Source organism: Chryseobacterium pyrolae, from assembly GCF_025153485.1.
Classification (GTDB): domain Bacteria; phylum Bacteroidota; class Bacteroidia; order Flavobacteriales; family Weeksellaceae; genus Chryseobacterium; species Chryseobacterium antibioticum.
In genome coordinates, this window is the sequence record NZ_JANZQH010000002.1 from 637,902 (window position 1) to 655,565 (window position 17,664).

Genomic DNA, 17,664 nt, shown 5'->3' on the forward strand with positions numbered 1-17,664 from the left:
TTTTTTTAGCTCTCGCAGATTGGGCAAATGGTGCAGATAACCGCCTATGTTTAATTTAGTTTTGGAAGCTTATGAGGTAGATTGTTTACAGATTTAGAGTTCAGGTTTTCAGGCCGCGTCTTCGACGCGACCTGAAAACCTGAACCAGAATATTCTTTCAGATTAAAATTAATCTGTTATTTCGATGATATTGTTTTCGGGATCTAAAATGACACTTTCATAATAGCCGTCGCCTGTTGTACGTGGTTCTCCGGCGATTGTATAACCGTCTTTTCTTAAAATTTCCGTGAGCTCATCTACTTTTTCTTTACTTCCTGTGGAAAAAGCAAGATGAATGATCCCATATTGCTGGGAATCGTAAGTACTTCTGCTTTCCTGAATATCAGGTCTGGTCATGATTTCGAGACGGCAGCCGTTATCAAAACTTAAGAAATAAGAGTTGAATTTTTTTACAGGATTATGGTATTTTTCATTGGAAATCGCTCCAAAATATTTTTGATAAAATTCTCTGATCTTTTCCAAATCTTTCACCCAGAATGCAATATGTTCAATTTTCATTATGGTTTATCTTTTAACTTTCGCTAAAATAGGAAGGAGATCCTGCCCATACTTCTTCTGTGTTATTCTATTTTGAAACTGTATTGGCATTAATAAATGGTGTGCTAGTTTTCTCTGTTGATTATTATTGTTGATTAGACCTCATAGGTTTGTTTGGAGAATTAAATTATTGATTCTTTTTACCACATGGTCATGTTTTTGATCCACGACCCCTTCAGATGATAGACATTCATGCTTAAAAAACTTAGTCTATTGAGAAACAAACCTTTGAATATTTCAATCTAAAAGTTGCTATCTTTGTCCCTTCAAAATAACATTATGAGTATTCACATCAGTGCAAAAAAAGGAGAAATTGCTAAAGTAGTATTGCAGCCGGGGGATCCGCTTCGTGCACAATATATTGCTGAAAATTATTTGGAAAATGCTAAACTGGTAAGCAAAACAAGAGGAATCTTTTATTATACAGGTCTTTATAAAGGTAAAGAGATCACTGTAGGCGCCAGTGGAATGGGCTTTCCGAGCATCGGAATCTATTCTTTTGAATTATTTATGGAGTATGAAGTAGATACCATCATCAGAATCGGAACGTGCGGAGCTTATACAACGGACCTTAAACTTTTTGATATTTTAAATATTGAAAATGCAGCCAGCGAAAGTACGTATGCCAAATATGCATGGGAAATTGAAGATGAGATCCTTCCTCACCAGGGAAATATCTTCGGAACAATCAATGAAACCGCTCAGGAGCTTTCTTTAGCCACCAAATCGATCAATGTACACAGCAGCGACATTTTCTACAGAAAAGACCCGAATATTCCTGCAATTGCTACGAAATACAACTGTCCGGCTGTAGAAATGGAAGCTTTCGGATTGTTCGCCAATGCCCAGCATTTAGGGAAAAATGCAGCGACGATTCTTACGGTAACCGATATTATTCCTACCCACGAAAAAATTTCTGCTGACGAAAGAGAAAAAGCCCTTAAACCTATGATGGAACTGGCTTTGGAATCAGCGATAAAAAGTCTTTAATAAAAAAAGCTAAGCTGTAGTTTTGCAGTTTCACCATAAAAAAAGAGCTTTACTTGATGAGTAGAGCTCTTTTTTATAGTTTGAAAAAATTCCTGGCGGTTTCTGTAGTTTCATCCGCGACTTCGGAAATACTTATTTTCTTCCAGTGAGCGATCGTTTGTGCTACATATGGCAAGAAAGACGGCTCATTGCGGCGGTTCTGTATTCTCGGCATATTTTTCGGAAGCATGAACGGAGCATCGGTTTCGATCATCATCCGGTCCAGCGGCGTGTATTTTATGACATCTTCCAGCTGTTTAAATCTTTTGTCATCACTTATAGCGCCTGTAAATCCTAAATAAAACCCTTTATCAAGATAAATTTTAGCTTCTTCCAAAGTTCCGGTGAAACAATGAACAACCGCTTCCGATAATCTGGAAAGGTATTCATCCGTAATTTCATTAAACCTTTTAAACGCTGATCTTTCATGAAGGAAAAGTGGTTTATTCACCTCAACGGCCAGTTCCAGTTGGGCTCTGTAGCATTTTTCCTGAATGGGTCTGGGTGAAAAATCCCGGTCAAAATCCAATCCACACTCTCCTACCGAGACTACAAGATTCAATTTCAGAAGGTTCCGAAGTTCCCGGATACTTTCCTGATTAAACGATTTGGCGTCATGCGGATGAATTCCTGCTGTAGAAAATAAAATCTCAGGATATTCTTCTGCGATCTCCGCAGATTCTTTGCTTCCGCGTACGCTTGTTCCGGTGAGGATCATTTGCTCTACCCCATTATCCAAGGCTCGGTTGATAATTTCTTCGTGTTCATTATAGAACTGTTTATTGGTCAGGTTAATGCCAATATCAATGTATGTATTCATTTGTTTTTGTTTTGTTAAAAAAGGGAGGCAAGCGGGAGTCGAACCCGCATATCACATTAGCAGTGTGCGTTTTTCCATTAAACTATTGCCTCCGTTTATTTGAAAATTTAAGAGTTTACTATTCCTTCATTGTTTTAGTTTTAAAATAGAAACAGACAGGGCCCGAACCTGCAACTTTCCGTTGAGTGGAATGTTTTTCCAGTTAAACTACTGTTTCTTTATTTATGCTTCCACTTCCAGCAGGCTGAAATATTCTGATGCCGTCAATGCTCTGGGAAAACCTCGTGGCGTAATTTCCCTTTCCAGTTCACAGATCAGAAGATCGCCCTGTCTTTTCAGACATTTGATGTGTGGAATGATGTTTTCGTGTATCCTGAAAGTAGAGGCAATAGCGGTGAGTGCATTTCCTTTATACTCCTGTTCTATCCAAAGCCAGTGTTCCTTTTCTGTGGAAGGACACCAGCATTTTACGGCGTAGGAATACTGATCTGTTTCGCGCCATGTATAAATTCCTAATTTTCTATTTTCAATTTTATACACTTCATAACGGTTGACTCTCCTAATCTGGATTTTATTTCCGTTTTGATCGTATTCGTTGTAATTGAGTTCCGCTTCTTCTTCATTGATCTTTTCCGCTTCCAGACGCTTCATCAGATTTCCTACTCCTACATAATTAAAACAGAAGAGACGCAGATTTCTGTCCGTGGATTCGAAGAATTCTTCAAATTGTATGGTTTCCACCACATTCCAGAGTTTTTCTATTTTTTCAAGAATTTTGGTAAAAAACGGGGTATCAAACCTCGTCCACTGGCGTTCATACTCTCTTGTCATAAAGTTCTGAAAACTGCTGTGACGTAGCTTCAGGATAGAAACCAGTTTCCGGATGGTATAATTCTGCTGATGAACCACATAGTTGAAAGACATTCCCGAAAGGATCAGTTTATCCTTGGAAAGATACATCCTGTCGTTGATCTTAAAATAAATATTTTTAGCCAGATGCTCAAAATGATCATCCTTCTGGTACAGATAAAAATTGATCTCTTTTAATGCCGGAAGATGCGACCCGTTTTGTCTTTCATCACCGAAAAAATTAATATACTCCAGGGATTTAAAATTAACTTTAAATGCATTAATCAGCCTTCCGTTGATTCTCTTAAGATGATCAAATTCCAAAGAAGTATGCATCTCCAGATCCCCGACTTCCTGAAGCCTGGGAGCAATCGTGCGGAATGTCTTATAGTTTCCTTTCACCTTTTCAAGAGCGGTAAAATGACAGGTTTCGCCCTGATTCTGAATATTTCCATTCACATTCTTCAATAATGGAAATCTTACGCCTGAATTATGGTTAACAGAAATGCTGCCTGAAGTTTCCAGCAATGGAAAATTTGCATAGCAACCCTGTTCCAATAGAATATTTCCTGTGATTTCCTGCAGCACCGGAAAAGAAGCTTTTGTTTTTTCAAATCTAAGGTGTCCTATTATTTTCTTCAGTTCAGGAAAATCGTGCGTAAAATAATGTCCTGTTTTGTCCCGGCATTCCATATTGATCTGCCCCTGAAGAAATTCAAGGTAGGGAAAAGATACATTTTTACCGTAAACATTGATCTTTCCTCGGATCTCATCATGCGGAATTATAATATCGTTGCCAAAAATATCAATATTGAAAATACCTTCTTTCGGAAGAAATTCCACTTCATACTGATGATTGATCGGGATAACGATTCTGGACTGCACCAGCTTTTTACCTCTTGCAATGACATTGGCTTTTTTAACGGAGATATTTCCTCCTATCGTTGCCAGATTTTTAAAATCAAAATCAATGATGCATTTGAAATGCCCTTTTACGGTTTCCAGTCCCCAGATTTGGGCAAAACAATGAAGGGTGAAATTTTCTTCTACCGTTTTAAGATTGGGAAGAGAGCAGTCTGCCGCATCTACAGAAAGAGATCCATTGACCTTTGTAAGATTCGGAAGATGACATCCTTCTCCCCGAAGCAGAAGGTTTCCGTTCAGTTCTTCAATGTTCCATATGATATTTTTGCCATAGATCTCTACGGTCACCTGCTCATCAGAAGCTGTCTCCGGAAGGTCTTCCGTGGAGAATACTTTATATCTTGTGATGGGATCAGTCGTATGCATTTTCTGTCAGTTGTGTTATGGGGTTATATTCCTGCTGTATATACTTTACAAAATAGTAACTTTCTACGCGAAGGATTTTGTGTTCACCATGAAAGATAAAGCCATCGCCATAGATTCTAAAGGTTTCAGTACTGCCATCCTTTTCAATGATCTTATATCCGGGTGCTTTCAGGGTATGCTGATTGCTTGTCTTTTCCAGACAGTATTCTTTATAGGTTTTAGTATGTTCTTCTAAGTTGTTGATTTTTTCTCTTGCCTCTGTCCTTTTTATTCTGTGAGGCTTAATTTCAGATGATTCAGGAATATTCATATTTTCTACAAAATGAAGTTGAATTTCCTCTATGGCAGGAAAAGCTGTTATTTCTTCAACAGGACCGTTATCTCTAAAAAAATCAAATATCTTTTTCAACATGGCTTTTATTTTTTGATGATAAAAAATGAAAGAAAATCGGATTCGAACCGATAATTCGCTTCTTAGAAGCTGGTTTTTTCCAGGTTAAACTATTTCCTTCCTTATTATTCTCTGTGAAACGGCAGGATTCGAACCTGCGCCTCTGACTTGTCGACTCAGCGCTCTTCCATTGAGCTAACGTTTCTCCTTTTACCAGGTATTTATTTTATAATTTTTCAGCAATACGCCGCTGTAATAATTTCCTTTTATCCCTTCAGCGATCGGATGCAGTATTCTCGCAGCTCCATCTACAGAATCCAGTGGCGGAATATATCCCTGCTCAAACTGTTTCTTTCGAAGGCTTTCTTTGGCTCCTGTAGAAATCCATCCTACATCTACCGCACTCATATAAATCTGATCGTTTTCAAATTCTCTTGCTGAGGTGAGCGTCATCATATTCAGCGCTGCCTTTGTCATATTAGTATGCGGATGAAATACCGTTTTATTATCGTAGCTGAAAATACCTTCTGAAGAGGTCACATTGATGATGAATTTCTCCTGAAATGCTGAATTTTTCATCAAAGGTTTCAGTTCTTTGATCAGAAAATAAGGGGCGATATGATTGATCAGATTCACCTCTACCAGTTCATACATGGAAACTTCTTCCAGTGTAGAATTCCAGCTCGTTTTTTCTCTGTTATCCACAGGTTGTCCGAAACGGGTAAGTGCAACCGGAGTTTCCTCGTTCTGTGCATATTCAAGTTTTGCGATTTCGCTCGAAATTTCTGTCTGATTAGGAAAAAGATTCTGAATATTTTTAAATTCAACCCACTTTTCTTTTTCATGTTTGATGATCGGAAGATAATATTCATCGGGATATTTTATAGTCTGGGCTGCGTTATTGATCAGGATATCCAATGTATCAAAACGGGTTTTATAAAAATCTATAAAATCCTGTATCGCCTTCAGATTTCTCAGGTCCAAACCGTACACCCAAAGTTTTTCTTTCCAGTCTTCATAATCTGCTTCCTGCTGCATCAGTTCCAGCGCCAATGCAGGAAAACGGGTTGTCAAAACCAAATTGGCCCCGTTTCTCAGCAGTTTCAATGCTGCGGCAAATCCTACCTTTACTCTTCCTCCTGTCAGAATGACATTTCTTCCTTTGAGATCTGCCGTTTCAAAACGCTTTTCATAATTTTGTGCGGCACATTTCGGACAGAGTCTGGTGTAGAAAGAGTGAGCATACTGATAGCTCTGGTTACAGCAGTAGCAGTTTTTTGGGATCTGAAGCGGAGTGAGTTTTGTCTCATCTCGTTCTTCATCGTAAAAAGCTGAAGCTCCTGACAATGCTTTTTGCATGAGCACAGCATCAGAACTCACCGCAAGATCATGAGATTTCATCATGGAATAATTTTCGTGGCGGATTTGTTTTTTAGCATTCTTATGAATTTTCGTGATCAATCCTGAAAATGTTTTGTTGTCAGGATTGATAAACGGGGCATCCTTCAAGGCATTCAGAACCTTGAGACATGTTTCCCATTCATTTTGCGAAAATTTTTGATCTGAAAAATCCATAGCTTCAGTATATGTCTGCAAAATTATTTACTCAGTACGCAATCTTTTTACGCAGTGAAATTTTATCACCTATTCATTAATAAATTTTTCAAGAAAACCTATTAACTGTTTTCCGCCATGACTCCAACGAATGCCATGACCTTCTTTTTCCCTGACTTCAAAAACAAGTTCATGTTTGTAATGATAGAAAACGTTCCACCAGGTTCTGTTGTCCAGAATATAGGAGATCTTCTCCATGACATTTTTCTGTTTCTGCTGGTTATTTCCTTTGATCTCGCCCCAGAACAGGTCATCCATTCTTCCGATATGTTTTTCCCAGGCTCTGTGTGCAATGGTAATTTCGCTGTTAAAAGGTTTCCGGCAGGCTTCGAGCAAAGTCTCTTTTAAGGGTGGAACAGCATTTTCATCCCTGATGCTGGCAGAAGTAAGGCGCTGACCCAAAATATTCAACCAGTGTTCAAATGGAATTTTTTCCAACTGTAACGCTTTAACCTCATCACAGTCATTGCTTTGTAATATATCGATGAACAGTTCGAAACTTTCTTTTCTGTCTGTTTTAATTTCTTCGTTAAAATAAGGCAGCTCCCACTCCAGAATCTTATCCGGAAATTTCCGGATATTATTTTCTATGGTCTGCAGGTGCTCTTCAGCAAGAATACTTTGGTATTTTTCTGTCCAGGAGTTTGAAATTAGTGGAATATATGGTGTAAACACATTCATTTTAAGCCATTTTAATGAGATTAGCATCCAGTTTTTCTTCTGTGATCAGCCAGGCAATGAGATTGAACCATTTTTGACAGTGATCCAGAATCCATGCATCTGAAGAGACTGCTATTTCTGAGTTTTCTGCTATAAATTTATCCGGATTGTACTCCAGTTCCGCCTCCCAATTCAGTTTATTTTCCTGTGCATAATCGAGAACAATCTCTTTAATCCGTCCACTATTAGAAACTGGTTTATCAAAGATCCAGACCAGTTTCTGTACCTCAGCTTTTTGGAAAAATAAAGCCACCAATGCAATAGCTCTTTGTGTTTGGTTGACTCTTTTATAGGTTCCATGAACACCGGAAAGATCGCGAAAACATCCGTCTGCTCCTTCAAAAACATAAGCGCCTGAAAGTAAACTTTCCATTAAGATCAATACGTTAAAACCATCCAGATAAAGAATTTTACCTTTCAAATCCGAAACTTCAAGTTGTCTAAGTTTTCTATTTTCTATCTGTTGTCCGGATGCAGAAGCACCGCGTAATGCCTGAATCTGTCTTGTTTTCAGTTTATATCGGTTTCCTACAAGTTCGGAGGAAGCTTTTTCAGGATAACCTCTGCTTAATACATACAGCATATCCTGAACACCCATTTTCAGCTTATCGAGCTGTTTTTGTGAGCCGAACAGTACATCATCACCTGTATTTTTCCCACGGTTTCTGTTATTCATATTCAAAAATAGTTTTTTAAAGGGATATAATTGCAGTAATCTGTTTATGACTCTCTACTACTTATCATTTGACTTGAGCTTGGATTTAGGAAGTTAAGATTAAGAAACAGCAAGCTGGAATAGGGAAGCTGGGAGTTGCTATTGGCCAATAATTTTTAACAGTTATCCTAAAATTTGATGAAATTGTTTTAAAATTAATAAAACCACGTTACAGTTCTGCCTTTAAACTTCAAAAACTTCCCTCTTCCAGCTTCAAACTTCCTGACCTTATTATGACAACAAAAATATATTATCCAGATTTCATGTTAATTTATCAACATCTGAAATGTGGAGTTATACATTTTACAACAAAAGAGATATTTCGTACAACTTTTTGATTTTCATAAGGGATATGTTTGCAGTGAATAAAAATATCGATTATGAATACATTGAAAAAATTATGTTACCTGCTTACGGCCATCCTCCTGTCTGCTGCTTTTGTTTCCTGTTCTGATAATGACAACAATGTTGTTATGGAACAGATGACTCCCTCTCAGATGCTTTCCTCTACTCCGTGGGAAACTACGGCTGCAAAAGACAAAAATGGCCAGTCTGTGAATCTTAATGATGCCAGTGTAAACGGTTTTGTAGGTTTTGCTTACTTCAAAGCTGACGGAAATTTCGTGATTTACGGATTGAACGATGTTTTAAGATCCAGAGGAGCCTGGTCTGTGGATTCACAGGGGAAAACAAGAACGATCACCGCATTAAATCCTGACGGAACCGCCATCTTTAGCCGCGTTGTAGATATTCTTGTGCTGAACAATAATGAATTCACTTATAGAATTCACACCAATCCAAGTAATCCTTCTGTCTATTACGATATTATTCACACCAAAACAACACACGCTGAACCAACGAACGGACAGCTTACTTTAGCTTCTACCCCATGGGAAACTACAGGTGCTAAAAATAGTATCGGAAATCCTGTAGCCTTAACGGATCCTAGTGTTTCGGGCTTCGTTGGGTATTCTTATTTTAAAGCAAACGGAACTTTTACGATTTATGGATTGAATAATGTGCTGAGATCTCAGGGAACATGGTCTATTTCTCTGGACGGAAAGAAAAGAACAATCACGGCTCTGGATGCAAACGGAAATATCCTTTTCACCAGAACGGTTGATATTCTTACGCTGAACAATTCAGAATTTACCTACAGAATCACTCCTGATGCAGGAAATCCTGCTGTTTACTATGATATCATCCATACCAAAGTGAATCATCAGGAACCCTAGATATTTTTTAAGTTAGTTGATTATGGATGTAAGTCTGCGGCCCGAATTCGGGCCGCAGACTCCTATTTTAAGCTGTTTATGATCTTCATTACAATCATTGAAGAAGAATTTCAACTGTTTTTTACATCAACTCTTCCCACCATTTTTTCCAGGCTACCTCTCCCAATTGATCCAGATCTACCTTTTCTCCAATTATGGGATGGGTAATTGGTACATTGTTTTCTTCTGCATATTTTGAGACCAATTCCAAAGGTTCAAACCATGGATGCTGGGCCAATTTGAATTTTGAATGATGAACGGGAATAAAGTTCCGGGCTTTCAGTTCTTTTACCTCTTCAATAATCTGTTCGGGTAGACTGTGGATATAAGGCCATTTTTCATTGTACTGTCCACATTCCATCACAGCAAGATCAAAGGGTCCATACTTTTCACCAATCTCAGTAAAATGATTTCCGTAGCCACTGTCGCCACCCAGAAAAAGTTTTTTAGAAGGGGTTTGCAGAACAAAGGAAGTCCACAGTGAGATATTCCTATTCAACAGTCTTCCTGAGAAATGTCTTGCCGGAGTGAGTGTGACGGTGAAACCATCAGCCAAATCAATGCTTTCCCACCAGTTTTTTTCAATTATCTTGTCCGTCTCCCATCCCCAATACTCGAAATGCTGCCCGGTTCCTAATCCACATATGACCTTCCCTACTTTCTCTTTCAGGGTCTGAACGGTTGAATAATCTAAGTGATCCCAATGGTCGTGAGAAATAAGGAGTACATCGATGTCCGGCATATCCTCAGGCTTGTAATGGTCTGATCCGGGAAATGCCTTTATAGACCCCGGCATCGGAGAAGCGTTTCCGCTGAAAACCGGATCTACCAGAAATTTTTTGCCATCAATTTGGATGAAATAAGAGCTGTGCCCAAACCATACAAGCGCATTTTCTTCAGGCTTAAGGTTCTTCAGATCCGTTACTACAAATGGAATAGGTAATTTTGGGGTTACATTTTCTATTTTGCATAAGGTCTGCAGGAGTAATTTGGTCATACTTTCACCTTCCAGCAGCGCCGGTGTAGGCAGTATATTCTGAAATTTCCCGTTGGTATAATTGGGGAGTGTACTGAAATATATTTTCCTTTTTTCATTGGGAAACTGTCCCATTTGTTTTTTTAAATTCATTACGTTGTTTTTTGTTCTGAACCTTGATAATTAAGATTGAATCAGAAGAATAAATATAAGAATAGATTTCTTATTTATATAAATCAACGAACAAAGGAAGCATTTTACTTTATAAGGGTTAAAGATCTTATTATAAGGCACTCAAATCAATTAAAAAATAAGGGCTATCACAATATGATAAGAGCCATGAAATATGATTTAATGAAAATTCAGGCCTATGTGAATTTTTTATTTATTTTTCCAATCTGATGTAACAAACCTCCTATAATAAGTGTCTTATTGGTGAAATATCACTTTAGATGAAAATAATTATATGTTCGGCGGCTTTATTAATGGGTACTTTGGTTTTTGCACAGGTAAAAAATGACACCATCAAGCAGAAGGAAAATCAGATTGAAGGTGTTACCCTAACAGCAAGAAAGCCTACCGTAGAATCTAAAGCAGACAGAACGGTTTTTAATGTATCCAACAGCTCTATCCTTGCTGGAAATACAACCTGGGATGTTCTGAGAATGACGCCTCTGGTAAGCATTGATAATAATGATGCGGTGAAAGCGGAAGGTGAATCTGTTACGGTTTATATCAATGACAGAAAATCGGTGTTTACGGGTAAGGAATTAAAGGAGTATCTGAAAACCATTCCTGCGGATAACCTGATGAAAATTGAAGTGATTACAAGTCCGTCCTCGCGTTATGAAACAGCGGGATCCGTGATTAACATTGTACTGAAAAAGAGGGATGATGAAGGCATGAAGGGCAGCGTAACCTTCAACAACAGACAGAATGCTAAAAACTCACAGTATACGAATCTTAACCTGAATTATCATAAGAAAAGTTTCACGCAGACCCTGATCGGAAGTTACAGTGACAATTCCTATTTACAGAGAAACACCAGTCTTAATATGCTGTATAAGGATAATGATATTACCCAGAGCAGCAACGAAACTTTGGGACGAGGCAAAAGCCCATCCATGTCATCTACTTCAGAATATGAGTTGAATGACAAAAACAATGTAGGCGTTATTCTGGAATATTATCAAAGTAAAAATTCCTCCACTTCTGATGCAGATTTCCTCAGAACCAGGGATAATGATCAACCTGAATCTTATCATCAGGATCAGGATGTAACGGGGCGTTACCGTACGCTGGGGACGAATGTTTTTTATAAGTACTATGATAAGGAGAAAAACAGGATTCTGGATGTCAATTTAGGATCCAATTACAATTCTCAGGAAAATCTTAATGAATTTTTAAAAACATACAGCGATAATTCAAAAGTAAGTCAGCTGGGAATCAATTCTCATGAGCAGACCAGAAACTATTATATCAAAGTGGATTACACCCAGCCCCTTGGAAAAGGCGGAAGCTTTGAAGTAGGTGGGAAAATGGATTTCAATAATAATGTGATCCCAAATACGCTGTCAGGAAATAATGCAGATAATCTCCGTACGAATGATATTTTTCATTACGAGGACAATATCAATTCCCTCTATGCGAACTACAGCAAAACCTTCTTTGAGAAGCTGGAAACAAGAGTCGGAGTTCGTTATGAACATATCGATTATAAAATGAGGGAAGATGTATCCGGGAAAAACAGAAAGGATTCCTACAGTACTTTGCTTCCCAATTTATTATTGAAATATTCTTTTTCCGATAAATATGACCTGACCCTGACGTACAACCGTAATCTGTGGCGTCCGTGGTATTCGGAGTTCAATCCTTTTCTTGTTCCTACAAATGACGGAACATTTTCCCGTGGAAACATGGACCTGGACCCGAACCCGAGTCACAGAATTTATATGAAACTGGGAATTCTTAAAAAGTACTTCCTATCTGCGAGGTATATGTATACGGATAAGGATTACTGGACCTCTTTAGCTGAGGAAAATGGCAGACTGGTAACCCTGCCGGATAATTTCAACGGAAAAGTACAGAAATATTACCTTTTTGCGAATACTAACCAGACTTTCCTGAAAAATAAGTTAAATGTGAATGTAGGAGTTGGATGGTACTATATTGACAATCATGATTTTAATGAAATCAACAATTTGAAAGGTCAAAAATATATCAATTATCTGGGAGCCTCAGCTAATTTGTCGTACACGAACCTGTTCAACAAAAACATTAATCTGAGTATCTGGGCAGAGCTTTCTAATCAGAATAACGGAAATTCATACGCGAATAAAACGAATATTTTCCATAATATCTCTGCCACCAAAATATTCCCTAAAACACAAATGGAAGTAAGTCTTCAGCTGATGAATATTTTCAGCAGACCAAATTTTGATTCCACAAGTTACAGCCAGGAAGGAACCTCAAGAACCGCAACAAGATCTGACTGGTATGGGTTTTCACTATCGTTCGTAAAACGTTTCGGAAACCAGAAAGTAAAAGGAAATACAAAGACGGATGTGGAGAAAAATAGTGGTGGAGGAAAGTAAGAGAATTAAAATATAGAAGTACCCAGTTTTAAAGACTGGGTATTTTTATGAATACATTTGATAATCCTATTTCATTGAATCATTGACTGTCTGGCTATCTACAAACTGCTCAAAACTAATAATTTTACCATCTTTTAGTTTCCAAATGTGAGCTACTCTAGCTTCAAGATGTTTCCCACTCACTTTATTTGTACCTGTATAAGATCCGTAGGCTACCACTTTATCATCGCTGGACACATAATCCTCGGGAGTAAATTTATAGTCAATCCACTCACTTCCCAATCTGCTGAATACATTTTTCACCACATTTTCCAGACCGATATAAGTTCCTGCATAGGGAAACCCTTTCGCTTCTGTCCAGGAAATATGATCAGCTGCATATTGGGCCAGATTGGCACCGTTTTCTTCTGAAGTTTTTCCTTCGTAAGTACTTTTTACAATTTCAAGATTTGTCATTTTTTCATCTTTTTAAGTAACGACATAATAATACAAAAATATAACCAAGTTGATGAAATTCGTGTTACCATCCTATCCTATTTAACCTCATACTCGCAGGATATTTTTTGACGGATTATTCTTCTGGTTGAAATACAATTTTATTGCAGTGGCATAAAAAAAACACCTACATTTCTGTAAGTGCTTGATTTTCTGTGATCTAACCTGGACAAAACTTGCATTTTAATAGTATTTAACATAGTTATTAGAATAATGATCAACTGTCATTAAAAAATATTCAACATCAAGCATTCCAGTAGAACGGTCAAATTCATCAAAAAACATACAAGAATTTCTAACACAGTATCTTAATAATGTGTTGGAAATTTTATGATTATCTGCATCAAACCTGAAGCTAATTTTAGAATCAAAGAGTAAGCATTTTCTCAAATAATCGTTATGGAGTTGCTATCTTTCAAATGGCAATAAATTGTTATAGAAAAGATAAATTCTATAATGAAATTCAAACAAGGGATTATCTTTCCTATCAAAAATATCTTCTCCTGTCATCAGAATGTAATCCAACGATTTCGTTTTCAAATAATCAAAATCGATAAAAAAATCTGATGCTATCGTATCGGTTTTATTTAAATTTTCAATTTGTTCGAGAGTATATACATCATCAAAAGCAAGACGTACAAATAGTATTTTGATGAAATTCGAATCGGTTTTTTGATTATTTTCCATAATTCTAAGTTATATAATTTTTCAGGGTAAACTATAAAATTTGTATTGAATAATTTCATTCTTGCAATACAATTTTTACACCTAAAATCTGTTGTTTAATATTGAATATTAAAATATCTTTACACCAAATGTATATTTCTATGCAAGAAATACCAATAAATAGACTTAAAGCTGTCTTGGCTGAAAAACAAAGAACCGGAAAATGGCTTGCTGCACAATTAGATAAATCTGAAACTACTATTTCTAGATGGTGTAGGAATGAAATACAGCCTTCTATGGAAACATTGCTAATAATAGCGAAACTTTTAGATATTGATATTAAAGAATTATTGAATTCTACAAAATAATGAGTACCAATTTTTTTACAAATCAGGGTTCAAATACACTTTACAAAAAATTTGTAGGGGTTTTTGACCATATGAAAAATATAGAATATTTTAAATCTGTAATAGGATATTTTAGAGCATCAGGCTATTTTGCTATACGAAAACATTTTCCAGAAGATTTAAAAATTAAAATTATTGCAGGAATTGATGTTGATCCTTTAATTGCTTTAGCTCAGAATAAAGGATTACTATTTAGTAATAATGCAAAAGATGTTAGAGATTCTTTTATTGAGTCAATACAAGAAGATATTTCATCATCTAATTATGGAAGTGAGGTAGAAAAAGGAATTTTACAACTCATTAAAGATATTGCCGAACGTAAAATTGAGATTAGAGCCCATAATTCTAAAAAATTACATTCTAAATTTTATATTTTTCTTTCTCCTAATTTTAATGAACATAACCCAAATGGGATGGTTATAATGGGGTCTTCAAACTTAACAGCTCAAGGATTAGGTTTGGAGGGTGTTGAATTTAATTACGAAATGAATGTTGAACTTCGAGATTTTGATAATGTGAAATTCGCAGATCAAGAATTTGAAAAACTCTGGGATCAAAGCTCTCCAATATTACCTACTGATGCTCCAACCTTAATAAAGAAAACATATCTTGAAGTAAATCCAACTCCATTTGAAATATATGTGAAATTTTTAATTGAGTTTTTTGGTAAAAACATAGAATATGATCCTGATAGCATAGATGATATTCCTTTAAAAAAGTTCAAGAAATTAAGTTATCAAATAGATGCTGTAAATCAAGGATATGAACTTCTTTTAAAGCACAATGGTTTTTTTCTTGCTGATGTAGTGGGGACAGGTAAAACTGTTATGGCTGCTTTATTAGCAAAAAAATTCATTATTAATAATGGCGCAAAAACAAAAATATTAATTGTTTATCCTCCTACATTAGAAAAAAACTGGAAAAGCACTTTCAAAGAATTTAGAATTGATGAAAAATGCGACTTCATTTCAAATGGAAGCCTAGACAAAATCATAAACGAGGATGACCCTTTAAAATACAAAGAAAAGTACGACCTTATATTAGTTGACGAAGCACATAAATTTAGAAATCATTCAAGTCGTCAGTTTCAGAACTTGCAGATAATTTGCAAATCAGGCAGAGAAAATGAGGGTAATATTGAGGGATTTGAAAAGAAAATTGTACTTATTTCTGCTACACCACTAAACAATAGACCAGAAGATATTTATTATTTAATATCATTATTTCAGGATGTTCGCAACAGTAATTTAGGAGAAACTAATTTGCAGAAATTCTTTTACCCTTATATTGTAAAATATAAAACTCTCATCCAACAAACTCCTTTAGATTTGCAGGCAATTCAAGAGATTTTCAACAACATTAGAGATAAAGTAATTAAAGATATCACTATTCGTAGAACTCGTACAGATTTAAATAAGAATGAACGTTATGCAAAAGACTTAAAAGAACAAGGAATTATTTTCCCAACAGTTGTTGACCCATTCGCTAACGAATATGAATTATCCGAAAACTTGGCAGAACTTTTCTTAGATACTGCAAATAGTATAATTGATAAAAATAAAATTGATTTCTTTAGATATCAAGCAATCGCATACTTAACTGATGAAGCAAATAATGGGCTCTACCAAAGTGCTCAAACTGTATCTCGTTCTCTAGCATATATTATGCAAACGCAATTAATTAAAAGGTTGGAAAGCAGCTTTCATGCATTTAAAAAATCTTTAAATAAGATTACTAATTCTACACTACAAATGATTGAAATGTATGAAAGAGATAGCATTTTTATAGCACCAGATCTAGACATTACTGATTTGCTAAATAAAGGACTTACTGATGAAGAAATCGAATTGGAAATTTTGAAGATTGATGATGAAAAGCCTAAAAATAAAGTTTTTAAACAGTCAGATTTTAAACAAGGTTTTATCGAAGGTTTGAGACAGGATTATGAAAATTTATATCAGCTCAATGAACGTTGGAAAAATATAAAAGAAACTGATGATCCAAAATGGAATATTTTCATAGAGTTACTGAAGATTGAATATTTTAATAAAGATAAAAATGAATTAGGTAAGCTTGTTATTTTCACAGAATCAGCTGACACTTTAAACTATCTTACTGAAAGATTATCTGTTGAGACTAATCATAAAGTTTTAAGCATTACTGCATCAAATCGAAATAAAATGTTTGAAACAATTCAACAGAATTTTGACGCAAATTTTGAGGGGATTATAAAAAATGATTATGATATAATTTTAACGACTGATGTTTTAGCAGAAGGAATCAATTTACATAGAGCAAACGTAATTGTAAATTACGATACACCCTGGAATCCAACAAAATTAATTCAACGATTAGGAAGAATAAATCGTATTGGAACTAAGGCGGAATTTATTTACAACTATAATTTTTATCCTTCAAAACAAGGTGATACTAGAATAAATTTACGCCAAAAGTCTTTAGCCAAATTACAGAGTAGTCACAGTACTTTTGGCGAAGACAATAAAATCTATACTTTAGAAGAAATAATTGATCAGTTTAGAATGTTTGAAGAAAAAGATGCGGAGAAAGATCTTCGGACACAGTATTTGGAGTGGTTAAGAAAGTTTCGTGAGCAAAATCCAGAAGATTTTGCTAAAATCAAAAAAATGCCATTAAAAGTAAGGTGTATTAGAAAATCTAATGACAATCAGTTAAGTATTGCCTTTGTACAAAATGGAAAACATAAAAATATATATGTTTATTTAGACGGAAAATCTACAGCATTACCATTTGAACAAGCTGTCAAGATTTTTGAAGCATCAAAAAATGAAGAAGGCATATCTGAAATCCCAGAAATTCATTATGATCAGGTTAACTTTATATTAAAGCAATTTGAAAGTGATATTACTACACCTGAAATGGTTAGTGGATATGAAGATGGAAAAGATTTGAGATCAAATAAAGCTAAAAATGATTTAGAAAATTGGCTATCTTATGGTGCTATTTCAAGTCCAGAAGCTATCGAAGCTGTTAAAAAACTAATTCCTTTAGTTAAAAACGGCACTTATTTAAATCTGACTAACGAGGTGTATAAGTTTAGAAATGAAAGCAATTCTATTAAACTTGAAAGCGAAATGATCCGACTCTCACGAAAATATACATCAAAGGTAGAAAGAATTTCAAAGTCTGATTTTGAACCAATACAACCTAAAATAATAATCTCAGAAACCTTTGTTTCTTAATTTATA

At 35.7% G+C, this 17,664-nt stretch carries 15 protein-coding genes and 3 tRNA genes; 5 read left to right on the forward strand and 13 right to left on the reverse strand.

Annotation, left to right across the window (positions count from 1 at the left end):
- Positions 1 to 168 precede the first annotated feature (168 nt).
- A complete protein-coding gene (locus NZD88_RS06275; RefSeq protein WP_259828286.1) occupies positions 169 to 558 on the reverse strand; it encodes a VOC family protein in 390 nt (129 codons plus the stop codon).
- Positions 559 to 876: 318 nt separating this feature from the next.
- On the opposite strand from NZD88_RS06275, the gene deoD reads away from it, so the two are divergent.
- Positions 877 to 1,587 carry a purine-nucleoside phosphorylase gene (gene deoD, locus NZD88_RS06280; RefSeq protein ID WP_259828287.1) on the forward strand — a complete coding sequence of 237 codons (711 nt, stop codon included), beginning with the start codon at positions 877 to 879 and terminating at the stop codon, positions 1,585 to 1,587.
- Between the two features lie 73 nt (positions 1,588 to 1,660).
- Here the strand turns inward: deoD and NZD88_RS06285 are convergent, their stop codons facing one another.
- From NZD88_RS06285 to NZD88_RS06325, 9 genes are all read right to left on the reverse strand, one after another.
- Entirely contained in the window at positions 1,661 to 2,446 is a 786-nt protein-coding gene (locus NZD88_RS06285) for a TatD family hydrolase (protein WP_259828288.1), read from the reverse strand.
- Positions 2,447 to 2,469: 23 nt separating this feature from the next.
- Positions 2,470 to 2,538, reverse strand: a tRNA-Ser gene (locus NZD88_RS06290).
- A 130-nt stretch (positions 2,539 to 2,668) separates the two neighbouring features.
- On the reverse strand, positions 2,669 to 4,585 hold the full coding sequence (locus NZD88_RS06295) for a hypothetical protein (protein ID WP_259828289.1): 1,917 nt from the start codon (positions 4,583 to 4,585) through the stop codon (positions 2,669 to 2,671).
- The gene (locus NZD88_RS06300) at positions 4,572 to 4,997 is read right to left on the reverse strand and encodes a hypothetical protein (RefSeq protein WP_259828290.1); all 426 of its coding nucleotides are present in this window, start codon (positions 4,995 to 4,997) and stop codon (positions 4,572 to 4,574) included. Before NZD88_RS06300 ends, NZD88_RS06295 begins: the two co-directional genes overlap by 14 nt.
- 26 nt (positions 4,998 to 5,023) lie before the next feature.
- Positions 5,024 to 5,097 (reverse strand) — tRNA-Leu (locus tag NZD88_RS06305).
- Between the two features lie 14 nt (positions 5,098 to 5,111).
- Positions 5,112 to 5,181: transfer RNA gene (locus tag NZD88_RS06310), tRNA-Val, on the reverse strand.
- Positions 5,182 to 5,186: 5 nt separating this feature from the next.
- A complete protein-coding gene (locus NZD88_RS06315) occupies positions 5,187 to 6,551 on the reverse strand; it encodes an SDR family NAD(P)-dependent oxidoreductase (RefSeq protein WP_259828291.1) in 1,365 nt (454 codons plus the stop codon).
- Positions 6,552 to 6,620: 69 nt separating this feature from the next.
- Complete coding sequence (locus NZD88_RS06320) at positions 6,621 to 7,271, reverse strand: hypothetical protein (RefSeq protein WP_259828292.1); 651 nt, start codon at positions 7,269 to 7,271, stop codon at positions 6,621 to 6,623.
- 1 nt (position 7,272) lies between these two features.
- Positions 7,273 to 7,986 (reverse strand): DUF434 domain-containing protein, encoded by a 714-nt coding sequence (locus NZD88_RS06325; RefSeq protein ID WP_259828293.1) that lies wholly within the window; start codon positions 7,984 to 7,986, stop codon positions 7,273 to 7,275.
- A gap of 419 nt (positions 7,987 to 8,405) precedes the next feature.
- Between NZD88_RS06325 and NZD88_RS06330 the strand changes: the two genes are divergently transcribed.
- Positions 8,406 to 9,260, forward strand: a complete 855-nt coding sequence (locus NZD88_RS06330) for a DUF4822 domain-containing protein (RefSeq protein ID WP_259828294.1) — start codon at positions 8,406 to 8,408, stop codon at positions 9,258 to 9,260.
- A gap of 121 nt (positions 9,261 to 9,381) precedes the next feature.
- Here NZD88_RS06330 and NZD88_RS06335 read toward each other — a convergent pair whose 3' ends face one another.
- The gene (locus NZD88_RS06335; protein WP_259828295.1) at positions 9,382 to 10,428 is read right to left on the reverse strand and encodes an MBL fold metallo-hydrolase; all 1,047 of its coding nucleotides are present in this window, start codon (positions 10,426 to 10,428) and stop codon (positions 9,382 to 9,384) included.
- A 299-nt stretch (positions 10,429 to 10,727) separates the two neighbouring features.
- Here NZD88_RS06335 and NZD88_RS06340 point away from each other — a divergent pair, with 299 nt between their 5' ends.
- Positions 10,728 to 12,869 carry an outer membrane beta-barrel family protein gene (locus NZD88_RS06340; protein WP_259828296.1) on the forward strand — a complete coding sequence of 714 codons (2,142 nt, stop codon included), beginning with the start codon at positions 10,728 to 10,730 and terminating at the stop codon, positions 12,867 to 12,869.
- Positions 12,870 to 12,935: 66 nt separating this feature from the next.
- Here NZD88_RS06340 and NZD88_RS06345 read toward each other — a convergent pair whose 3' ends face one another.
- A complete protein-coding gene (locus tag NZD88_RS06345; RefSeq protein WP_259828297.1) occupies positions 12,936 to 13,325 on the reverse strand; it encodes a nuclear transport factor 2 family protein in 390 nt (129 codons plus the stop codon).
- 447 nt (positions 13,326 to 13,772) lie between these two features.
- Positions 13,773 to 14,051, reverse strand: a complete 279-nt coding sequence (locus NZD88_RS06350) for a hypothetical protein (RefSeq protein ID WP_259828298.1) — start codon at positions 14,049 to 14,051, stop codon at positions 13,773 to 13,775.
- Positions 14,052 to 14,191: 140 nt separating this feature from the next.
- Between NZD88_RS06350 and NZD88_RS06355 the strand changes: the two genes are divergently transcribed.
- A complete protein-coding gene (locus NZD88_RS06355; protein WP_259828299.1) occupies positions 14,192 to 14,398 on the forward strand; it encodes a helix-turn-helix transcriptional regulator in 207 nt (68 codons plus the stop codon).
- A complete protein-coding gene (locus NZD88_RS06360) occupies positions 14,398 to 17,658 on the forward strand; it encodes a helicase-related protein (RefSeq protein WP_259828300.1) in 3,261 nt (1,086 codons plus the stop codon). Before NZD88_RS06355 ends, NZD88_RS06360 begins: the two co-directional genes overlap by 1 nt.
- Positions 17,659 to 17,664: the final 6 nt, after the last annotated feature.